At 66.4% G+C, this 19,783-nt stretch carries 16 protein-coding genes; 6 read left to right on the forward strand and 10 right to left on the reverse strand.

The annotated features are described in order from the left end of the window. The first annotated feature begins 48 nt into the window (after nucleotides 1-48). Nucleotides 49-1,482, forward strand: coding sequence for a PLP-dependent aminotransferase family protein (locus tag AAHK21_RS01595; RefSeq protein ID WP_367856150.1), 1,434 nt, complete (start codon nucleotides 49-51; stop codon nucleotides 1,480-1,482). On the opposite strand, the gene AAHK21_RS01600 is transcribed toward AAHK21_RS01595, so the two are convergent. Then, entirely contained in the window at nucleotides 1,475-2,668 is a 1,194-nt protein-coding gene (locus AAHK21_RS01600) for a cyanate transporter (RefSeq protein ID WP_367856151.1), read from the reverse strand. The two genes, AAHK21_RS01595 and AAHK21_RS01600, sit on opposite strands and share 8 nt — an antisense overlap. Then, nucleotides 2,665-3,123, reverse strand: a complete 459-nt coding sequence (locus AAHK21_RS01605; RefSeq protein ID WP_367856152.1) for a nucleoside deaminase — start codon at nucleotides 3,121-3,123, stop codon at nucleotides 2,665-2,667. Before AAHK21_RS01605 ends, AAHK21_RS01600 begins: the two co-directional genes overlap by 4 nt. Nucleotides 3,124-3,321: 198 nt before the next feature. Between AAHK21_RS01605 and AAHK21_RS01610 the strand changes: the two genes are divergently transcribed. Continuing rightward, on the forward strand, nucleotides 3,322-3,759 hold the full coding sequence (locus tag AAHK21_RS01610) for a carboxymuconolactone decarboxylase family protein (RefSeq protein ID WP_038705936.1): 438 nt from the start codon (nucleotides 3,322-3,324) through the stop codon (nucleotides 3,757-3,759). Nucleotides 3,760-3,809: 50 nt separating this feature from the next. On the opposite strand, the gene argE is transcribed toward AAHK21_RS01610, so the two are convergent. Next, complete coding sequence (argE, locus tag AAHK21_RS01615; RefSeq protein WP_367856153.1) at nucleotides 3,810-4,970, reverse strand: acetylornithine deacetylase; 1,161 nt, start codon at nucleotides 4,968-4,970, stop codon at nucleotides 3,810-3,812. Then, complete coding sequence (locus tag AAHK21_RS01620) at nucleotides 4,963-5,640, reverse strand: DUF1028 domain-containing protein (protein ID WP_046855919.1); 678 nt, start codon at nucleotides 5,638-5,640, stop codon at nucleotides 4,963-4,965. The genes argE and AAHK21_RS01620 overlap by 8 nt, the downstream gene beginning before the upstream one ends. A gap of 256 nt (nucleotides 5,641-5,896) precedes the next feature. Between AAHK21_RS01620 and AAHK21_RS01625 the strand changes: the two genes are divergently transcribed. Next, a complete protein-coding gene (locus AAHK21_RS01625) occupies nucleotides 5,897-7,213 on the forward strand; it encodes a flavin-containing monooxygenase (RefSeq protein ID WP_367856154.1) in 1,317 nt (438 codons plus the stop codon). Further along, entirely contained in the window at nucleotides 7,213-7,629 is a 417-nt protein-coding gene (locus tag AAHK21_RS01630; protein WP_023632135.1) for a RidA family protein, read from the forward strand. Before AAHK21_RS01625 ends, AAHK21_RS01630 begins: the two co-directional genes overlap by 1 nt. A 95-nt stretch (nucleotides 7,630-7,724) precedes the next feature. Here the strand turns inward: AAHK21_RS01630 and AAHK21_RS01635 are convergent, their stop codons facing one another. The 6 genes from AAHK21_RS01635 to AAHK21_RS01660 all read right to left on the reverse strand — a co-directional run bounded on the left by AAHK21_RS01635 (nucleotide 7,725) and on the right by AAHK21_RS01660 (nucleotide 17,112). Further along, entirely contained in the window at nucleotides 7,725-8,612 is an 888-nt protein-coding gene (locus AAHK21_RS01635) for a pirin family protein (protein ID WP_367856155.1), read from the reverse strand. Nucleotides 8,613-8,795: 183 nt separating this feature from the next. Next, nucleotides 8,796-10,433 carry a phosphoglucomutase (alpha-D-glucose-1,6-bisphosphate-dependent) gene (pgm, locus tag AAHK21_RS01640; protein WP_367856156.1) on the reverse strand — a complete coding sequence of 546 codons (1,638 nt, stop codon included), beginning with the start codon at nucleotides 10,431-10,433 and terminating at the stop codon, nucleotides 8,796-8,798. Nucleotides 10,434-10,512: 79 nt separating this feature from the next. Next, nucleotides 10,513-12,768 carry a helicase C-terminal domain-containing protein gene (locus AAHK21_RS01645; RefSeq protein ID WP_367856157.1) on the reverse strand — a complete coding sequence of 752 codons (2,256 nt, stop codon included), beginning with the start codon at nucleotides 12,766-12,768 and terminating at the stop codon, nucleotides 10,513-10,515. After that, nucleotides 12,765-14,417, reverse strand: coding sequence for a VRR-NUC domain-containing protein (locus AAHK21_RS01650; protein ID WP_367856158.1), 1,653 nt, complete (start codon nucleotides 14,415-14,417; stop codon nucleotides 12,765-12,767). The genes AAHK21_RS01645 and AAHK21_RS01650 overlap by 4 nt, the downstream gene beginning before the upstream one ends. A 79-nt stretch (nucleotides 14,418-14,496) precedes the next feature. After that, the gene (locus tag AAHK21_RS01655) at nucleotides 14,497-15,876 is read right to left on the reverse strand and encodes a hypothetical protein (protein ID WP_367856159.1); all 1,380 of its coding nucleotides are present in this window, start codon (nucleotides 15,874-15,876) and stop codon (nucleotides 14,497-14,499) included. Between the two features lie 210 nt (nucleotides 15,877-16,086). Further along, on the reverse strand, nucleotides 16,087-17,112 hold the full coding sequence (locus tag AAHK21_RS01660; RefSeq protein ID WP_367856160.1) for a zinc-dependent alcohol dehydrogenase family protein: 1,026 nt from the start codon (nucleotides 17,110-17,112) through the stop codon (nucleotides 16,087-16,089). A 207-nt stretch (nucleotides 17,113-17,319) separates the two neighbouring features. On the opposite strand from AAHK21_RS01660, the gene AAHK21_RS01665 reads away from it, so the two are divergent. Both AAHK21_RS01665 and AAHK21_RS01670 read left to right on the forward strand, forming a co-directional pair. After that, on the forward strand, nucleotides 17,320-18,234 hold the full coding sequence (locus tag AAHK21_RS01665; protein ID WP_046855927.1) for a LysR family transcriptional regulator: 915 nt from the start codon (nucleotides 17,320-17,322) through the stop codon (nucleotides 18,232-18,234). Nucleotides 18,235-18,388: 154 nt separating this feature from the next. Next, nucleotides 18,389-19,672: a tyrosine-type recombinase/integrase gene (locus tag AAHK21_RS01670; protein ID WP_367856161.1), complete on the forward strand. Its 1,284-nt coding sequence runs from the start codon at nucleotides 18,389-18,391 to the stop codon at nucleotides 19,670-19,672. Nucleotides 19,673-19,783 lie beyond the last annotated feature (111 nt).

Consider the following 19,783-nt stretch of genomic DNA (forward strand, 5'->3'; position numbering starts at 1 on the left):
AATAAACCCCGAAGCTTCTACATCCCTGCGCTTCGGACCCTTCCCACGATGGAACTGCACATCCGCCTCGAAGGCCGCAAAGGCCTTGCCGAGCAGCTCTACCGGCAACTGCGCGCCGGCATCGACAGCGGCCACCTCGCCGCCGGCACGCAACTGCCGCCCACCCGCCTGCTGGCCGAACAGCTGGGGGTCTCGCGCAAGACCGTGGCCGAAGCCTATTCACGCCTGACCTACGACAACCTGCTCAACGGCGTGGTTGGCCGCGGCACCTTCATCAGCCCACGCCACACCTTGCGCCAGGGCGACAGCGAGCACATCCCGCTGGCCGCCGCCGACACCCTCGAAGGCTGGCGCCAGCGCGCCACGGTACTGGCCCAGCGGGCGCTGGACGCGCCTTCGCGCTATGACTTCATCGGCGGCGCCTCGAACAAGTCGCAGTTTCCCTACGATCAGTGGCGCAGTTGCATGAACTACGCCCTGCGCCGCAGCCAGCGGCACCCCGAGCGGCAGTTTTCCGCCCAGGGGCTGCCCGAACTGCGCGAGGCCATCACCCATCACATCGCCTTCACCCGCGGCATCCAGTGCGCGCCCAGCGATGTGCTGGTGTGCAACGGCGCCCAGCAGGCCCTGGACCTGATCGCCCGGGTGCTGGTCGAGCCCGGCTGCAAGGTGGCCATGGAAGACCCGGGCTACCCACCGGCCCGGCAGTTGTTCCAGGCGTTGGGTGCGCGCCTGCAGTCAGTGCCAGTGGACAACCAGGGATTGTGCGTGGAGCAGATCGAGGATGGCACCCGGCTGATCTACGTGACCCCCTCGCACCAGTTCCCGCTGGGCATGCCCATGGCCGCGCCACGGCGCGAGGCGCTGCTGGCGCGGGCCGCCGAGCTTGGCGCGCTGATCATCGAGGATGACTACGACTGCGAGTTCCGCTACCAGGGGCCGGCCGCCGAGGCCCTGCAACGCATGGACCGGCATGGCCTGGTGGCGTATGTCGGGACGTTCTCCAAGACCCTGCTGTCCGAGCTGCGCCTGGGCTACGCGGTGCTGCCGCCCGCCGTGCTGCAGGCCGCCTGCGTGGCCAAGCACCTGAGCGACTGGCACAGCCCGACCCTGCAGCAATGGGCGCTGGCGCGGTTCCTCGCCGAAGGCCACCTGAACAAGCACATCCGCCGTTGCCACGAGGTGTACAGCGCACGCCGCGAGCGGATCCTGGCGCGGCTTGGCGGCGACCTGGCGCCGTGGTTCGACGCGGTACCGACCAGCGCCGGCTTCCACCTGAGCGCACTGGCCAAGCCGGGGGTGAATGTCGAATTGCTGATCAGCCTGGCGCGCAAGGTGGAGGTGGGCCTCTATTCCCTGGCGCCGTTCTTCAGCGAAGCCCCGGTGCGGCCGGGGCTGCTGCTGGGCTTCGGCGCCATCGAGCTGCTGGATATCGACCCGGCGCTGGACCGCGTCGCCGACACCCTGCAGCGCCTCAGTTGACCAGCGCTTCAGCGGGCTGCCGGCCACGCGCAATCGCCCTGGCGTAGCCCTGCGGCGCAAAGCACGCGGTCACCAGCAACATCGCCAGCACGGTGCAGGCCAGCAGGGTCCAGGAGGCCTGGAAGTCGCCGCTGACATCGCGCAGCCAGCCGGTGATGTACGGCACGATGCCGGTGACGATGAAGCCCACGCCTTGGACGAACGCCGCCAGGCTGCCGGCTTCGCCGGGGCTGCGCAGGTGCTCCAGGGTCAGCGTCAGGCTGAGGCTGAAACAGGCCCCCAGGCCCAGGCCGATCATCGCCACCCACAGGCCCATGGCGCTGGCCGGCGCCAGCAGCAGGCCGAGGAAGCCCCCGAGCTGGATCAGCAAGGCCAGCCACAGGCCGGGCCGGCGATCGACCAGGCGCCGCAGCAGCAATGGCAGGCCCAGGGCACCGCAGACCTGGAAGATGGTCATCAGGCCGACCAACTCGCCGCCCCCCTGGGCCGTGCCGCCGTGCTCCAGGTGATAGGCCGGCAGCCACGCCACCATGCTGGTATAGCCGCCATTGATCAGCCCGAAGTACAACGCCAGCAGCCAGGCCCGGCGGTTGCCGAACCAGTGCCCGCCACTGCCGGCGGCCAGGCTTGGCGTGTTCTGGCGCGGACGCAGCAGTACCCAGGCTGCCATTGCCAGCAGCGCCGGCAGCGCCCAGAGGCCCAGGCCGAACTGCCAATGGCCGAAGTGTGCGGCAATCCCAGGGCCGAGCACCGCGGCCAAACCACCACCGCTCATCAATGCCGCCGAATAAAGCCCCATGCTCGCCGCCAGGCGGCTGGGGAACCAGCGGTTGACCAGCCCCGGCATCATGCCCTGCACCACGGCAACGCCCAAGCCGGCGACCACGGCGCTGGCGATCAACGCCCAGGCGCTGTCCAGCTGCAGGCGCCACAGGCACGCCAGGGCAATGGCCGCAAGCCCCGCGAGCATGCCGCCATGCTCACTCAGCCAGCGGCGCAGCCAGGGTTGCAACAACGGGATCAGGCCCATGCACAGCACCGGCAGCGCGGTCAGCAACGCCGCCTGCTGGTAACCCAGGCCGGTGCCCTGGCGCATGGGTTCGAGCAAAGGGCCGATGCTGGTGAGGATCGGCCGCAGGTTCAGCGCCAGCAGCACCACCAGCAACAGGTTCAGCGCGCCCCTCATCCTTGGCTGGCCTGCTGCCATTCATGGTACAGGCCACTCTCACCCGTGGGTTTCAGCAGGCGCAGGGGCAGGCTCTGCTGCTGCGGCGGGCGGGCCATCTGCGCATACACCGCGGCGGTGGACAGGCCATAGGGCTCGCCTTCGTCGTTGTCGTAGGCGAACCAGGCACGCTCGATGCCACACAGGTGCATGGCTGCCAGGCACATCGGGCACGGGTGGCCGCTGGCGTAGATCTCGGCGCCCTCCAGGCGTGGCCGGCCAAGGACCTGGGCGGCCTGGCGGATGGCCTGCATCTCGGCGTGGCTGGTCGGGTCCTGGGTACTGTGGATCTCGTTGACGGCGCGGGCGATCACCTGCCCCTGGTAGACCAGCACGGCGCCGAACGGGCGGCCGCCGGCCTGGATATTGGCGCGGGCCAGCTCGAGGGCCTCGCGCATGTAGCGATCTGCGGACATGAAACGGTTCTCCGGTATTGACCCGGCCATTATCCCGGCTGCGACGTCCCGACAGAAATGAAGAGATTGGATGCCTGTCAGTGGCCATCCAAATGCGCGATTGGCCTCCTGGCAAAGCGCGGGATTGGCTATTCGGCACGACGCGGCCGGGCGCTAAGGTAGTGCCACTTGCCACCTGTACATCTTTGGAGCCTCACCATGCATGACCGTATCGAATGGGCCAAGCACTCGCCGGAAGCCTACAAGGCCATGATCGGCCTCGAACAGGCGCTGGTCGCCTCGGGCCTGGAACACTCGCTGCTGGAGCTGATCCGCCTGCGCGCCTCGCAGGTCAATGGCTGCGCCTACTGCGTCAACATGCACGCCAACGATGCGCGCAAGGCCGGTGAAACCGAGGCGCGCCTGCAGACCCTGAGCGTCTGGCGCGAGACCCGCTACTTCACCCCACGCGAACGTGCCGCCCTGGCCTGGGTCGAGAGCCTGACCCGCCTCCCGGAGCGCGGCGCGCCGCAAGACGAGTACCAGGCGTTGCTCGAGCACTTCAGCGCCAAGGAAATCGCCAACCTGACCCTGGCCATCGCCACCATCAATGCCTGGAACCGCTTCGGCGTGGGCTTTGCGATGGTGCCGGCGTAACCGTCAACAGGGTCCCCGCCCCGGCTGGGGCGGGTGTGCACCGCGATCCATCATGCCTGCGCCAGGTACTCGGCCAAGCGCCGCAGCATCGTGTCACAGCCACGCAACTGTTCGACGCTGACGAACTCGTCGGGCTTGTGCCCCTGCTCCATGCTCCCCGGGCCACAAACCACGGTGGGAATCCCCGCCTGGTCGAACAACCCGCCCTCGGTGCCGAACGCCACCGTGCCGAAGTCATCCGAGCCACTGAGCAACGCCACAAGTTGCGCGGCCTCGCTGGCGGCAGGCGTGGCCAGCCCCGGGTAAGCGCTCAATGGCCGCAAGCGAATCGCGCTGGCCGCATTGACGGCGCGCATGCGCGGCAGCAGCTCGGCCTCGGCGTAGGTCTGCAGCTGGTCTGCCACCACTTGGGCCTCGAAGCCCGGCAAGGCGCGTACTTCGAAATCGAATTCGCATTCCTCGGGGACGATGTTCAACGCCCTCCCGCCCTTGATCACCCCGGTCTGCACCGTGGAGAACGGTGGGTCGAAGCGCCCGTCGTGATGCTCGGGATGCGCCAGCTCATCACCGATCTCGCCCAGTTTGCCGATCAACCGCGCCGCGTACTCGATGGCATTGACGCCATAGGGGGCATAGGCCGAATGGCAGGCGGCACCGTGCACCTCGCAGCGCATGGCCAGCTTGCCCTTGTGCCCGAGCACCGGCTTGAGCTCGGTGGGCTCGCCGATCAGGCACAGGCGCGGCTTGTGCGGGCGCCGCGCCAACGCCGCCAACATCGAACGCACGCCCAGGCAGCCGACTTCCTCGTCGTAGGAGAACGCCAGGTGCACCGGCATCTTCAGGGGTTGGGCGAGAAACGCCGGTACCGCCGCCAGCACCGAGGCGATGAAGCCCTTCATGTCGGCCGTGCCGCGGCCATACAGGCGCCCGTCGCGCTCGCTCAGGCGAAACGGCTCGACGCTCCAGGCCTGGCCGTCGACCGGCACCACATCGGTGTGCCCGGACAGCACCACGCCGCCCCGGTCAAGCGGGCCTATCGTGGCGAACAGGTTGGCCTTGGTGCCTTCGTCGTTGTGGAACAGCTCGCTGTGAACGCCAAACCCGGCTAGATAATCGCGAATGAAGGCGATCAGCTCCAGGTTGGAATCACGGCTCACGGTGGCGAAACCGACCAGCCGCTCCAGCAGCTCGCGGCTGCTGGCCTCACTCATCCCCAGGCACTCCGTAGCTGGGCGCGGCAGTCGGATTCAGGGCGCGGGTCACATAGTCCTGCATCTGCGGGCGATAGGCTTGCCACAGGGTGTCCAGTTCAGCGATCGGATCCTGCTCGGTCCAGTCCACCCGCAGGTCCACCAGCGGCCAGGTCAGCTCGCCGGCGATCTTCAGCGCCGCCGAGTGCACCGGCCCCGCCTCGCCCCCAGCCGCCATCGCCGCGTGCATGGCCGCCAGCAGGCGGTCGGCCAGGTGGCCGCCGGCCTGCTCGAATGCCGTGACCATGGCCGCGATCACCGCCTGCGACGACAGCAGGTTGCCGGCCGCCGCGCATTGCTCACCGGCCACCGCATTGTGCGTGCCCAGCGCTTCCTTGCCGGTGAACAGCGCCACCTGCCCGTGACTGTCGATCACCGTGACCTGGCGGTACTCGCTCCAGCCATTGGCACTCAGCACCCGGTCCAGCGCCGCGGCAGGCGGCAGCTGGCCTTGTTCCAGGGCATCGAGGATCTGCGGGCCGAGGGCCGGCAGGGTGATGTTCTGCGTGGCCACGGCACCGACCCCGGCGCGCACCCACGGGCAACGGGCGCCGACGGCGATGCTCGATGAACTGATGGCGATGCCGACCTGGCCGGTTTCCTGGCAGCGGCCGATGATGGAGAAGGTCATGGTGCAGCTCCTGTGGTGAGTTACCGGCATTCTCGGCGGGCCAAGGCAGCGGCGAAACCAACATTTTCCTCGGCACAGGGCAGGAAAAAACTATGGCGGCTCGGCGCGCAGCGGTGCCCATCCACCCTTCGCCAATTTATCGGCAAGCCCCAGCTAAATACTATTTTCGCGATTGCCCCCCCATCCCTAGTCTGGCCCCAGGCAAAGGCGGTCCCCACCGACCTGAACAAGAACGCCGCTGAAGAAGGGCTGGGACATGACACTGAACAACATCGAAATCGACACCCTCGTAGTCGGCGCCGGCCAGGCCGGCGTGGCCATGAGCGAACACCTGAGCAAGCTCGGCGTGCCGCACCTGGTGCTGGAGCGCAAGCGCATCGCCGAGGCCTGGCGCACCGGCCGCTGGGATTCGCTGGTGGCCAACGGGCCGACCTGGCACGACCGCTTCCCGGGCCTGGAATTCGACCTCGACGCCGACGCCTTCGCCGGCAAGGACCAGGTCGCCGACTACTTCGAGCAGTACGTGCGCAAGTACAACCTCCCGGTGCGCACCGGCGTCGAGGTCAGGCAGGTGGTACGCAACGCCGACCGCCCGGGCTTCACCATCGAAACCAACCAGGGCGTGATTCGCGCCAACCGCGTGGTGGCCGCCACCGGCCCGTTCCAGCGCCCGGTGATCCCGGCCATCGCGCCAAAGGACGACGGTCTGCACCAGATCCACTCGGCCGCCTACTACAACCCCGAGCAACTGCCTGAAGGCGCGGTGCTGGTGGTGGGCGCCGGCTCCTCCGGCGTGCAGATCGCCGAGGAGCTGATGCGCGCCGGGCGCCAGGTGTACCTGTCGGTGGGCGCCCACGACCGCCCGCCACGCAGCTACCGCAACCGTGACTTCTGCTGGTGGCTGGGCGTGCTCGGCGAATGGGATGCCGAGATCGCCAAGCCTGGCCGCGAGCACGTGACCATCGCCGTGTCCGGTGCCCGTGGCGGCCATACCGTGGACTTCCGCGCCCTCGCCCACCAGGGCATGACCCTGGTCGGCCTGACCCAGTCGTTCGAGGGCGGCGTGGCGCGCTTCCAGGACAACCTGGCCGAGAACATCAACCGTGGCGACGAGAACTACCTGGCCCTGCTGGACGCCGCCGACGCCTATGTCGAACGCAACGGCCTGGACCTGCCACCAGAGCCTGAAGCGCGCAAGCGCCTGCCCGACCCGGCCTGCGTCAGCAACCCGCTGCGCGAGCTGGACCTGGCCCAGGCCAACGTCACCACCATCATCTGGGCCACCGGTTACGGTGTGGATTTCAGCTGGCTGCAGGTGGACGCCTTCGACGCCAACGGCAAGCCGCAGCACCAGCGTGGCGTGTCGAAAGAGCCAGGCGTGTATTTCCTCGGCCTGCCCTGGCTGTCACGCCGTGGCTCGTCGTTCATCTGGGGCGTTTGGCACGACGCCAAGCACGTCGCCGGTCACATCGCCACCCAGCGCACCTACCTGGCCTACCGCGACCGCGAACAGCGCACGGCGGATGAGCAGCAACCCTCGATCAGCAACGTCAGCACCTTCGGAGCCCACTGATGCCTACTCACACTCGCATCCGCATGTTCAACACCAAGGCCACCTACCCCAACCAGACCCTGGACAACGACCTGTGCCAGGCGGTGCGCGCCGGCAACACCATCTACGTACGTGGGCAGGTCGGCACTGATTTCGAAGGCCGCCTGGTCGGCCTGGGCGACCCGCAGGCGCAGGCCGAACAGGCGATGAAGAACGTCAAGCAGTTGCTTGAGGAGGCAGGCTCGGACCTGTCGCATATCGTCAAGACCACCACCTACATCACCGACCCGCGCTTCCGCGAGCCGGTGTACAAGGAAGTGGGCAAGTGGCTCAAGGGCGTGTTCCCGATTTCCACCGGGTTGGTGGTGGCAGGGTTGGCGCAGGCCGAGTGGCTGATGGAGATCGATGTGATCGCGGTGGTGCCGGATCAGCTGTGATCCTCTGAAAAAGCAATCGCCGGCAAGCCGGCTCCCACAGGGATAGCACAGATCCTGTGGGAGCCGGCTTGCCGGCGATTGGAGTCAACGCTTTGTCATTGTCGGACGTCGCGCTCGGTACCTCCCATCTGCCCAAACCGCCCGGCCTGGAAATCATCGAACGATTCGGCGATCTCGGCCTGGCTGTTCATCACGAACGGGCCATACCCGACGATGGGCTCGTCGATCGGCTCGCCGCTGAGCAGCAGCACGCTGACGTCCTCCAGTGCCTCGAGGCGCACACCGTCGCCGTCGCGCTCCAGCAATACCAGGCTGGCCGCACCGGCTTCGCGCTCATCGTTGACCCGCAACATGCCGCGCAGCACCACCAGCGCGGCATTGCGCCCGGCGGCCACCGGCAGTTGCAGCGTGGCGCCCGCCTTCAGGCGCAGGTCCCAGACGTCCATCTCGGTAAAGGTGCGCGCCGGCCCCTGCTGGTCAAGGTAACGCCCGGCGATCACCCGCAGGCTGCCCGCCTCGCCTTCCAGCGTTACCACGGGAATGTCGTTGGCCAACAGCGTCTGGTAGCCGGCGGCGGCGCGCTTGTCCCTGGCCGGCAGGTTGACCCACAGCTGCACCATCTCCAGCGTGCCGCCGCTACGGGCAAAGGCCGGGGAATGGAACTCCTCGTGGATGATGCCGCCCGCAGCGGTCATCCATTGCACATCGCCCGGGCCGATCAGGCCGCCCGCGCCGGTGGAGTCGCGGTGCTCCAGTTCGCCCTGGTAGACGATGGTGACGGTCTCGAAACCGCGGTGCGGGTGCTGGCCGACGCCACGCCGGGCAGTGGTCGGGGCGAAGTCATGCGGGCCGGCATAATCCAGCAGCAGGAACGGGCTGATATGCCGCGCCAGATGGTCGTAGGTGAACAGGCTGCGCACCGGGAAGCCGTCGCCCACCCAGTGGGCGTTGGGGCTGCGGTGGATACCCTGGATCTTTTTCATGAGAAGCCTCCTGTTGATGGGTTACACCTTACAGATGAGGCCAATACGGCGGTAGATAGCTGAAATGGCATGGATCGTTCCATCAGTGGAACAACCAAACGCATCGCGGGGCAAGCCCGCTACCACGCCTGAACGAAGCAGGCAGTGGCAGCAGGCTTGCCCCGCGATGCGTATCAGCGTCGATCAGGCGATCGCCGCGTCCACCAGCACTTGGGCTTCGGCCACCAGGCGCTTGAGGTGCGCCTCGTCGATGAAGCTTTCGGCGTAGATCTTGTAGATATCCTCGGTACCGGACGGCCGCGCGGCGAACCAGCCGTTCGCGGTCATCACCTTCAGGCCGCCGATAGCCTGGTTGTTACCCGGCGCATGGCTGAGGATCTGCTGGATCGGCTCGCCGGCAAGCTCGGTGGACTTGACCTGCTCCGGCGCCAGCTTGCTCAGCAGCGCCTTCTGCCGTGCGTCGGCCTTGGCCTCGACGCGGGTGGCGTACGGCTTGCCCAGCTTGGCGGTCAGGTCGGCGTAGATCTGGCTCGGGTTGCGCCCGGTGCGGGCGGTCATCTCGGCCGCCAGCAGCGCCGGAATCAGGCCGTCCTTGTCGGTGGCCCAGACCGAGCCGTCCTTGCGCAGGAACGAGGCGCCGGCGCTTTCTTCGCCACCGAAGCCCAGCGAACCGTCGAACAGGCCTTGGGCGAAGAACTTGAAGCCCACCGGCACTTCATACAGCTCACGGCCCAGGCCTGCGGTGACGCGGTCGATCAGGCCGCTGGAAACCACGGTCTTGCCCACGGCGGCATCACTGCGCCATTGCGGGCGGTTGCGGTACAGGTAGTCGATGGCCACGGCCAGGTAGTTGTTCGGCTGCAGCAGGCCGTCGGCGGTGACGATACCGTGACGGTCGTGGTCCGGGTCGCAGGCGAAGGCCACGTCGAACCGCTCGCGCAGGCCGATCAGGCCCTGCATGGCGTAAGGCGAGGACGGGTCCATGCGGATCTGCCCGTCCCAGTCGACGGTCATGAAACGGAAGGTCGGGTCGACCTCGGTGTTCACCACTTCCAGGTTCAGCTGGTAGTGCTCGGCGATGGCCGACCAGTAGCGCACGCCGGCACCGCCCAACGGGTCGACGCCCAGGCGCAGGTTGGCGCTGCGGATCACGTCGAAGTCGATGACGTTTTCCAGGTCGGCGACATAGCTGCTCACGTAGTCGTGGCGCTGGGTGGTCGGCGCCGCCAGCGCCTGCTGGTAGTCCATGCGCTTGACGCCAGCCAGGTTCGCCGCCAGCAGCTCGTTGGCCTTGGCCTCGATCCACTTGGTCACGTCGCTGTCGGCCGGGCCGCCGTTGGGCGGGTTGTACTTGAAGCCGCCGCTCTGCGGCGGGTTGTGCGACGGGGTGATGACGATGCCGTCGGCCAGGCCCTGCTGGCGGCCACGGTTGTAGCAGAGGATGGCATGGGACACCGCCGGGGTCGGGGTGTACTCGTCGTCCTTGCTCAACATCACCTGCACGCCATTGGCGGCCAGCATTTCCAGGGCGCTGGCGGCGGCCGGGGCGGACAACGCGTGGGTGTCGGCACCGATGAACAACGGGCCGTCGATGCCTTTCTCCTGGCGATACAGGCAGATGGCCTGGGTGATCGCCAGCACGTGGTATTCGTTGAAGCTCAGCTCGAACGAAGTGCCGCGGTGGCCCGAGGTGCCGAAGGCCACGCGCTGGGCCGCCACCGCGGCGTCGGGACGGCCGGTGTAGTAAGCGGTCAACAGGCGGGGGATATCGACCAGCACGCTGGCCGGAGCCGGCTTGCCTGCCAAAGGACTGAGCGTCATGCGGAACCTCGAAATCAACGGATGTTGGTGTTGGAACGCGCAGTGTACTGGGAGTTTCAGCGCCAGGCGATGGCGGCGTTCACGCCAGTTGCCACCAGCCGGGGAACATCTGCCGCACCCGCGGTTCGGCAAAGCGCTCGTCGATCAGTACCAGCACGCCGCGGTCGTGGTCGCCGCGGATGACCCGGCCGGCGGCCTGGATCACCTTGCGCACCCCCGGATAGAGATACGCATAGTCGAAACCGGCGCCGAACTGCCGGCCCAGGCGCTGTTTGAACTGCTCGTTGACAGGATTGACCTGGGGCAGGCCGAGGGTGGCGACGAAGGCGCCGATCAGGCGAGTGCCCGGCAGGTCGACGCCCTCGCCGAAGGCGCCACCGAGCACGGCGAAGCCCACCCCCTTTCCGTGCTCCACGAAGCGCGCCAGGAAGGCCTCGCGGCTGGCCTCGTCCATGCCGGGGGACTGGCGCCAGATGGGTAGCGCCGGGTAGCGTTCGGCCAGCAGCCGCGCCACCTGCTCGAGGTACTCGAAGCTGCTGAAGAAAGCCAGGTAGTTGCCCGGCTGGCCGGCGAACTGGGCGGCAATCAGTTCAACGATCGGCGCCAGTGAGGCCTGGCGCTGCTGGTAGCGGGTAGACACCTCGCTGACGATGCGCACCTGCAACTGCTCGGCGCGAAACGGCGCTGCGACCTCCAGCCAGGCAGTGTCGGCCGGCATACCCAGCAGGTCGCTGTAGAAGTGCCGGGGATTGAGCGTGGCGGAAAACAGCGTGACGCTGCGCGCCGCGCTCATGCGGGGGGCCAACAGCCGGGCAGGCACCACGTTGCGCAGGCACAACGTGGCCAGGCGCCGCCCACGGGGGCCGTTGCGCGGGCTGATATCGAACAGGAAGTGCTCGTCGAACAGCTCGGCGATACGGCTGAACTGCAAGGCCTGGAAGTAGAACTCCAGCACCTTGGGCTCGACCTCGACAGGGGCCTGGTTCATGCGTTCCTGGATCAGCCCGATACATTGCTGCAGGGCACGCAGGAAGGCGTCAGGTAACTGTTCGCTGGCCTGGTACGGTGCGACCTGCGCCTTGTACAACGCATTCCATTGTCGATTCAGCCGGTCGAGGGCGCTGCCCAGCCCGGCCGGCTTGCCTTGGCGCAGTGCCAGCAACTGGCCCTGGTCGAGGCTGGCGCTGTACATCTGCCGCCCGCGCTCGACCAGGTTGTGCGCCTCGTCCACCAGCACCGCCGTGCGCCACTGGTTGGCCTGAGCCAGGCCGAACAGCAATGCATGGGCGTCGAAGTAGTAGTTGTAGTCGGCCACCAGCAGGTCGACCCAGCGCGCCATCTCCTGCGCCAGGTAATAGGGGCAGACCTGGTGCGCCAGGGCCACCTCGCGCAGGCTGGGGCGGTCGAGCAGCGGCACCTGCGCGGCCGCTTCACGGGCGGCGGGCAGGCGGTCGTAGAAGCCCCGCGCCAAGGGGCAGGACTCGCCATGGCAGGCGTTTTGCGGAAACTCGCAAGCTTTGTCGCGGGCGATCAGCTCCAGGCTGCGCAGGGCCGGCTGCGGCGACGCCTGTGTAATCTGGCGCAGCGCATCGAGGGCCAGGGCCCGGCCCGGGGTCTTGGCCGTGAGGAAGTAGAGCTTGTCCAAGTGCTGCGGCACCACGGCCTTGAGCAGCGGAAACAGCGTGCCGAGGGTCTTGCCAATGCCGGTGCTGGCCTGGGCCATCAGGCACCGGCCGGTGCTCACCGCCTTGTACAGGGTCTCGGCCAGTTGCCGCTGGCCTTGACGGAACGCAGGGTAAGGAAAGCTCAGGGCCAGCAGGCCCCGGTCACGTTCAACCAGGCGTCGCTCCTGCGCCTGCGCCCAGGCCAGGAAGCGCTGGCATTGGGCCTCGAAAAAGCGCCTGAGGTCGTCGGCGCCGTAATGCTCGTTGATCACGGTCTGGCCATCGCTGTCGACGTCCAGGTAGACCAGCGCCACGTCGATCGCCGGCAATTGCCGCGCCTGGCACAGCAGCCAGGCGTAGACCTTGGCCTGGGCCCAGTGCAGTTGGCGATGATTGTCGGGCTGGCGGGCGAGGTCGCCGCGATGGGTCTTGATCTCTTCCAGTCGGTTGCGTGCCGGGTCGTAGCCATCGGCACGGCCGCGCACCCTCAAGCCTTGGTATTCGCCCTCCAGCGCCACCTCCGACTCATAGCCGGCGCCGCGCTTGGCCACCACCCGGCGATGCCCGGCGATACCTTCCTGGGCACTGGGCGACGGCGTGAAGCGCAGGTCGAGGTCGCCGACCTTGGCGCTGAATTCGCACAGGGCGCGCACGGCCACGGTGTAGCTCATGCCGGCGTGGCCTGCCAGCGCACATGGCAGACCGCCACCGGCAGCCCGTGGGTATGGCAGAACTCGAGCCAGCGCAGCTGGTTGTCCTGCAGGCGGTCGCCCGGCCCTTTGACCTCGACCATGCGATAGCCGCCCTGCCCCGGCCAGAACTGGATAAGGTCGGGCATGCCGGCGCGGTTGGCGCGGATGTCCTGCAGCAAACGCAGGAAGCAGGCTTTCAAATGCTCGGGCGGCAAGTGCTCGAGTGCCTGTTCGAGCAGGGGCTCGTCGAGCATCTGCCAGAACACGAACGGCGACTGCAGGCCTTGCTTGGCCGCATGGCATTCGCGGATGGCCTGACGGTAGCTGCCATCGTCCAGGCGCCCCAGGCAGGTGTCGAACAGTGCGCCGCGACGCTGCTGGAAATCGCTGTCGTGCAGGTCTTGCGGCCCGGCCTGGAATGGATTGAAGAAAGCGCCTGGTACGGGTGCGAAGATCGCCTCCCAGCACAGCAGGCCGAACAGGCTGTTGAACAGGGTGTTCTCGACATAGTGGGCAGCCCCGCCCTGCTGTTCCAGGTGCTGGCGCACCGCCTCCTCCACCCCCAGTGACGCCATCGCGACCGGCAGTTCCAGCTCGATGAGCGTGACCGCGCTCGTGCGCCGACGCGGTTGTGGCGGGCCGCCGAGTTTGCGCGCCAGGCGCGGCAGCATGCGCTCCAGTGCCTGGCGCTCCAAGGCGTTGGCAGGCGCCTGGGCCATGGCCTGGGCCAATGCGAGTGCCGGCAGCCACTGCTCGCTGCGCTCATAGACCCGGACCTGGCGGATGCGCGCCTCAGGGTGGGCGCAGTCGGCATAGACCTGCAACGCCAGCTCCCAGTCGCCAGCACGCTCGCATTGCTGGCCGATGCTGAACAGCAGCCGCGCCCGACGTCGGACCAGCCAGGGGTTGCTGTAGTCCAGGCCCGCGAGTGCCGCAAGCAGTTCGGCGGGCGCGACGCCCTGCTCCAGGCGCTCGGCGCACTGGTGCAGGGCCATGGCCAGGTCAACCTCGGTCCGCTGGCGCAAGGCTCGCGAATCGGCGCTGAACGCCACCTGTTCGTAACGGAACACGCCCAGGTCGGCGAGCACGAAATCGGACCAGCTCTGGTACAGGTTGCCAAAGAACAACAGCCGCAACCGGTCGCATAACGGCTGCCGGCTCCAGTGCAGGATCAGCGTCGGGAAATCGGGGCACCACTGTGCCAGGGGCCTGGGCGACAGCTCGAGTGCCTGCAGCTGTTCCAGCAATTCGGCCTTGCTCGCCCGAGGCCGGGGAATTTTCCCGGCAAAAAGCCCGGCCAGCTCGTCCTTGCGCAGCAAAGCCCACAATTGCTCGACGGCCAACGGTGCGTCGGTCGCTACCCAGCCCAACACCAGCAACGGCGCCAGGGCCATGTCGGCATCGCCGATCTCGGCGTAGTCGAGCTTGTCCCTGCGAAACCACTCGCCCTTGCGCATGACCATCCGTACCAGCAAGGCCTGCGCGGATACCGGCAGCTTGCCGAACGCCTCGATGAAAGCGTGCTCGTCGTGGTCCAGCAGGTCGGCGTAGCGTTGCCCCACCCAGCTCAGGACCTGACGGAAGTTATACAGGTAGTACAAGGGATCATCGACGGAATGGGCGATCACGGTGCAGGTCGGGCGCGGGGGAACAAGCACTGGTTATACATACAGATCGCCCTCTGAAGCAAGCGCGCTGGATCAACGGTCAGGCGCTGCTCCACGCACCGGCCGGCAGCGGCCGCAGCCACAGGTCACGCCGCCCCAGCAACTGGTACAGGCGCCGTGCCTGGCTGCCGAGCGTGCCGGCGTACAGCGCCCGCAACTGCGCAAGCTGCAGGCCGCTGGTGTCCACCAGCCACTGGCTGACAGGCTCCGGGCAAGTCCGGCCCTGCAAGGCACGGTGCAGGTACGGCAACGCCACGCGCATACCGGGATGGCAGCGCAGCACGAAGGCTTCAAGGTTGTGCCCCTGCGCGTCGAAGGGGGTGAACAGTTGACAGACCATCTGCGCTTCATTGACGCCGTATGCCGCAAGCAGCCGAGCCTTCGCCTCGTCGCGCAACGCCCGCCCCTGCGGCCAGGCCACCGACGGCTGGCGCAAGCGCTGGTAGAACGCCTGCGCGCCCTCACGATAGGTACGCTGCTCAAGGTACTGCGCCTTGAGGCCGTGCAGGTGGGCCAGCGGCAAGGGGTCGAACAACCCGGCCGGCCCCTGGGCATGCCAGGCCTGCGCCTCCTCCCGCCCAAGCATGCGGTCAAGGTGACCGCCGTCATCGGGATGGCGCAGCAGATCCTCCACCGTCATCAGGTGGGTATCGCTCCAGGGCTGATCATGCTTGGGCGCTGTTACCGGCTGCCAAGGGTCGGACAGCACCTGGTGCAACTGTTCGACACCGGCGGCCAGGACGCTGTGGGGTGTCACGGTGTGCGCGACCTCCCCGCTATGGCGCAGGCAACGCCGCCCACAGGCCAGCAGGCGGTGGCGCTGGGCAAGCGGCGCGGCGCTGACCAGGAGTTGCTCGCCGTCTTGCCCACCCAGCACCTGCCCAAGGCTGGCCCCCACATCCAGATACCCCCTGGCCCCGAGCAAAGCCCCGGGCTGCCCGCCGGCGAGGTGCCCGAACAGCAGCCAGGCGTTACCCGCGGCGGCCAACTGTTCGGCCGAACAGGCCTGTCGGGCACCAAACGGGCCGAGCTGCCCGCCATCGGCGCGCAACAGCTCCACCCGCGGATCATCGTGCAGGAACAGTGCGCTGAAGCAACGGTCGTGAAGGGCCAGGGCGGTGTCATCAAGGGTGGGCAGGCGGGCCGCCAGCACCCGCAGGCGGAAGGTCGCGGCGTGGCGAATGGCGATACTCAGTTGCGCGGCGCGCAGGCAGGCCAGCAGATGCGCGCTGCGTCGGTCCACGCCGTGCAGGGCCAGGACCTGCAGGTTGCCGATGCAGTCCTGGCCACCGGCGATGACCAGCAGGCGCTGGATCAGCAACTGCACCGAGGCGCGCTGGGCCTGGCTCATGTGCTCCAGCAGGCGCTGCAGGACCTGCTGGTAGATATAGTGCATGGCTTGGTCGTGGGTCTCGGTCATGCTATCGCTCCATCTCCCTGACGGCTTCGAATTGAAGTCCGATTCTGGCAGATGAATAGCTGACCGGGCTTGAAGGAAACTTCCCAAAACCGGGTAGGAAAATTAGCTATGTTTGCTGGCAAGGCCACAAGGCAAAGCCCGCCCCTGCAGGGCGGGCCTCATGTCACGGAGGGATATAAGCAGGCTTACCCGGCGCAGGCGTCGGCAGCGTCAGCCCTGCCCGCCCATGTCCAGCACCACCCGGCCACCGCAAGGGCAGGCGTCCATATGCCGGTGCGCCTCGACCACCTGCTCGAACGGGTACACCTTGATGATCTGCGGTGTCAGCAGCTGGTCGGCGGTGAACTGGTTGATGTCGCGCAAGGCCCGCTGCAACGCCACTTGGTCCTGGGTGATGCCCAGCTCCGGCTTGCCGGTGAAGTTGCCGATGCAATGCACATGGAACTGGATGTTCTTCTGGAACGCCGCGCAGGCCGGGAACGGCGTCTGGTTACCGCCCTGCAGACCATACAGCACCAGGTTGCCGCGCGGTGCCAGGACATCGCCGAGCAGCGACATCTGCGGGCCGCCCATGCCGTCGAGGACCATGTCCACGCCACGGCCATCGGTGTACTTGCCGATCTGCATCAGCAGGTCCTGCTCCTCGGTGACGATCACCTTGTCCGCGCCCAGGCCCAGCAGGTATTCACGCTGCTCGGGTTCCTTGGTGGCAGCGAACACCTTCAACCCCAGGGCCTTGCCCAGCTGCACGAAGGCCGGCCCGGCGCAGTGGCTGGCGTCGGTGACCAGCGCGGTCTGCCCGGCCTTGGCCCGGGCCAGGTCGACATAGGCGAAGTAGGCGATCAGCAGCGGGGTGTAGTGCACGCTGGCCTCGATCGGGGTCAGCACGTCAGGGTAACGGGTGATGGCGCTGCGCGGCAGCACGATCACGTCACCGTAGACCGGATGGTCGTTGGGGCTGGTGGCCGGAAAGCTGGCGACCCGGTCGCCCACCGCGATATCGTCCACGCCCTCGCCGACCGCGGTGACCACGCCGGCCATTTCATGGCCGATACCCGCCGGCAGCCGCGCCTGGGACGGCGCCAAGTTCTGCCGCCAGAGCACGTCGTACCAGCTGATGCCGATCGCCTCGACGCGGATCTGTACCTCGCCGGTGGTCGGGGACGGTTCGGCCTGCTCCTCGCAACGGAGCACATCGGCCTGGCCGAACTTGTGGAAACGGATCATGCGGGACATCGCATACCTCGCCTTTGTGAATCTCGTATTACCACGGACTTTATCCGGGCTTTCACGGTTGGACCATCAGTGGCTGTTAATAGTCGACATGCCTGTCATTGATTGGGCCCCTGACAAATCTGTGCATTGGCACCCGGAAATCGGTGCAGGGTACCAGCCTTTGGCCTTAAGATTCACCCCTGCCCCACTTCAGGCGAGCCGCATCGAATGAATCGTAACGACTTGCGTCGCGTAGACCTCAACCTGCTGATCGTGTTCGAGACGCTGATGCACGAACGCAGCGTGACCCGCGCCGCCGAGAAACTGTTCCTCGGCCAGCCGGCGATCAGCGCCGCGCTGTCGCGCCTGCGCAACCTGTTCGACGACCCGCTGTTCGTGCGTACCGGCCGCAGCATGGAGCCGTCGGCGCGCGCCCACGAGATCTTCGCCCTGCTGTCCCCGGCGCTGGACTCGATCTCCACCGCCGTCAGCCGCGCCGCCGAGTTCGACCCGGCCACCAGCAACGCGGTGTTCCGCATCGGCCTGTCGGACGACGCCGAATTCGCCCTGCTGCCCCAACTGCTCAAACGCATCCGCGCCGAGGCGCCCGGCATCGTGCTGGTGGTGCGCCGGGTCAACTACCTGCTGATGCCCACTCTGCTGGCCTCCGGCGAAATCTCGGTGGGCGTGAGCTACACCAGCGACCTGCCGGCCAACGCCAAGCGCAAGGTGCTACGCCGCAGCATGCCCAAGCTGCTGCGCGCCGACAGCATGCCCGGCAACATCACCCTGGACGACTTCTGCGCCCGACCCCACGCGTTGGTGTCGTTCGCCGGCGACCTGTCCGGGTTCATCGACGAGGCGCTGGAGGAGATCGGCCGCAAGCGCCACGTGGTGCTGGCCGTGCCGCAGTTCAACGGATTGGGGAGCTTGCTGGCGGGAACCGATATTGTTGCCACGGTGCCGGACTACACCGCCGATGCGCTCACCGCTGCAGGCGGCCTGCGGGCCGAGGACCTGCCGCTGGAGGTGCGCAGCTTCGAGCTGCACATGGCTTGGCGCGGGGCGCAGGACAATGATCCGGCGGAGCGGTGGTTGAGGTCGCGAATACAGATGTTCTTCGGGGATCCGGATAGCCTTTAAGCAAATTCCAGAGAAATCCAAAAAAACCCCTTAAATCATCGAGTTAAAGCCAATATCAATCCATTACCGTCCGTCTTGTTCCACTGGATTCCGCTACCATTGGGGGCATAATTGGGGGCAAATTACAAATTACTAAAAGCGATGCCCCCAATCGATGCCCCCTAATAATGCCCCTGCTGTCAGACGAAAACTCAGCGATGCCTTTATTCGCTCTCTGGCCGAACCAGGCAAGTACGCCGACGGCGAAGTGCCTGGCCTCTACCTTGAGGTGCGGCCGTCCCGCAGGGTCGGGAAGGCCTCCTCCAAGTGTTGGCGGTTGAAGTATCGGCTGCAAGGCAAGGAGAATCGATTTTCCATCGGCACTTACCCGGAAATCGGCTTGAAGGAGGCGCGTGACATTGCCCGCGGTGCACGGCGCGATGTGGCTAATCAGACCGCCCCTCTTAAAGCTAAGACTGCCAAGATCGAGGCACAGGTGCTCAACGACGCACGCACCTTCGAGTACGTGGCTGAGCAATGGCTGACGTTCAAATCCGCGGAGCTAGTGAGCAAGTCCATCTCAGGATTTCGAGGGGCGCTTACCAATCACATTCTCCCTGCTATTGGCAAGAAGCCAGTCAGCGATATCAAGCTGGACCACATCACCACAATCATTACCGAGCTGCGCCGTAAGCGCACTATGGCCATGGCGCGTCGCGTTCGCACTCTAATTCGCTCCATCCTGGGGTTCGCCGAGGGGCGTGGCTGGGTGGAGCGCAATGTGGCGCTGAGTAACATCGAAGAGCTCAAGATCAGGCATGTGGTGACCAGCAACCCTGCGATCGAAAAACCAGCTGATCTCGGCAGGTTTCTACTTCGCCTGGATAACTGCAGCACCGGGAGTGTTTCTACGGCAATGCGCCTGCTGGTCATGCTGCCAGTCCGTCCTGGCGAATTGGCGGCAATGCGCTGGGAGGACGTCGATCTGGTCGGTGCGGATTGGCGCTATGTAGTTGGCAAGACCAAGCATCTGGATAAGAGCAAGCATATAGTCCCCTTGCCTGAGCAAGCGCTAAGCCTGCTGCTCGAGCTTCGGAAAACAAGTGTGGTGAACAACCAAGGCGAGGGCTGGGTGTTCGCCTCTCCGGTCTACCCCAACCGGCCGATCAATCCGACTTCGATGCTCAAGTCATTTCAGCGTATTTGGCCGGAGTACGAAATCACCGCCCATGGATTTCGAGCTACATATCGGACCATAGCGCATGAACACTTGGGCATCGACCCGATCGTGCTGGAACTATCGTTATCGCACCGGATGCCAGGCTCATTGGGCGCTGTGTACGCGCGCGCCCAGCTCCTCAATCAGCGTCGGGAGGCTGCGCAATTGTGGGCAAACTACCTAGATAAATTGCGCAATAACGCGAGGAGTGATTTAGGTGCTTACGAATCACCTTTCTGACTGTTACCTGCAGCAGGACCTATTGACACACTCGTGCAGGTAGATATGGCGAAGAAATGGACAAGTGGACGGTGGGCTTAGAGCATACTCCGGTATGAATTGCTGAGGTTG

Source organism: Pseudomonas sp. TE50-2, assembly GCF_040813665.1.
In the GTDB taxonomy this organism is placed as follows: Bacteria; Pseudomonadota; Gammaproteobacteria; order Pseudomonadales; family Pseudomonadaceae; genus Aquipseudomonas; species Aquipseudomonas soli.

Coding starts and splice junctions, on each gene's coding strand:
- AAHK21_RS01645 (WP_367856157.1), bottom strand. CDS start 12,768: ATGAGCTACACCGTGGCCGTGCGCGCCCTGTGCGAATTCAGCGCCAAG.
- AAHK21_RS01605 (WP_367856152.1), bottom strand. CDS start 3,123: ATGTCCGCAGATCGCTACATGCGCGAGGCCCTCGAGCTGGCCCGCGCC.
- AAHK21_RS01600 (WP_367856151.1), bottom strand. CDS start 2,668: ATGAGGGGCGCGCTGAACCTGTTGCTGGTGGTGCTGCTGGCGCTGAAC.
- AAHK21_RS01655 (WP_367856159.1), bottom strand. CDS start 15,876: ATGACCGAGACCCACGACCAAGCCATGCACTATATCTACCAGCAGGTC.
- AAHK21_RS01620 (WP_046855919.1), bottom strand. CDS start 5,640: ATGACCTTCTCCATCATCGGCCGCTGCCAGGAAACCGGCCAGGTCGGC.
- pgm (WP_367856156.1), bottom strand. CDS start 10,433: ATGACGCTCAGTCCTTTGGCAGGCAAGCCGGCTCCGGCCAGCGTGCTG.
- AAHK21_RS01670 (WP_367856161.1), top strand. CDS start 18,389: ATGCCCCCTAATAATGCCCCTGCTGTCAGACGAAAACTCAGCGATGCC.
- AAHK21_RS01660 (WP_367856160.1), bottom strand. CDS start 17,112: ATGTCCCGCATGATCCGTTTCCACAAGTTCGGCCAGGCCGATGTGCTC.
- AAHK21_RS01665 (WP_046855927.1), top strand. CDS start 17,320: ATGAATCGTAACGACTTGCGTCGCGTAGACCTCAACCTGCTGATCGTG.
- AAHK21_RS01635 (WP_367856155.1), bottom strand. CDS start 8,612: ATGAAAAAGATCCAGGGTATCCACCGCAGCCCCAACGCCCACTGGGTG.
- AAHK21_RS01630 (WP_023632135.1), top strand. CDS start 7,213: ATGCCTACTCACACTCGCATCCGCATGTTCAACACCAAGGCCACCTAC.
- AAHK21_RS01625 (WP_367856154.1), top strand. CDS start 5,897: ATGACACTGAACAACATCGAAATCGACACCCTCGTAGTCGGCGCCGGC.
- argE (WP_367856153.1), bottom strand. CDS start 4,970: ATGAGTGAGGCCAGCAGCCGCGAGCTGCTGGAGCGGCTGGTCGGTTTC.
- AAHK21_RS01595 (WP_367856150.1), top strand. CDS start 49: ATGGAACTGCACATCCGCCTCGAAGGCCGCAAAGGCCTTGCCGAGCAG.
- AAHK21_RS01610 (WP_038705936.1), top strand. CDS start 3,322: ATGCATGACCGTATCGAATGGGCCAAGCACTCGCCGGAAGCCTACAAG.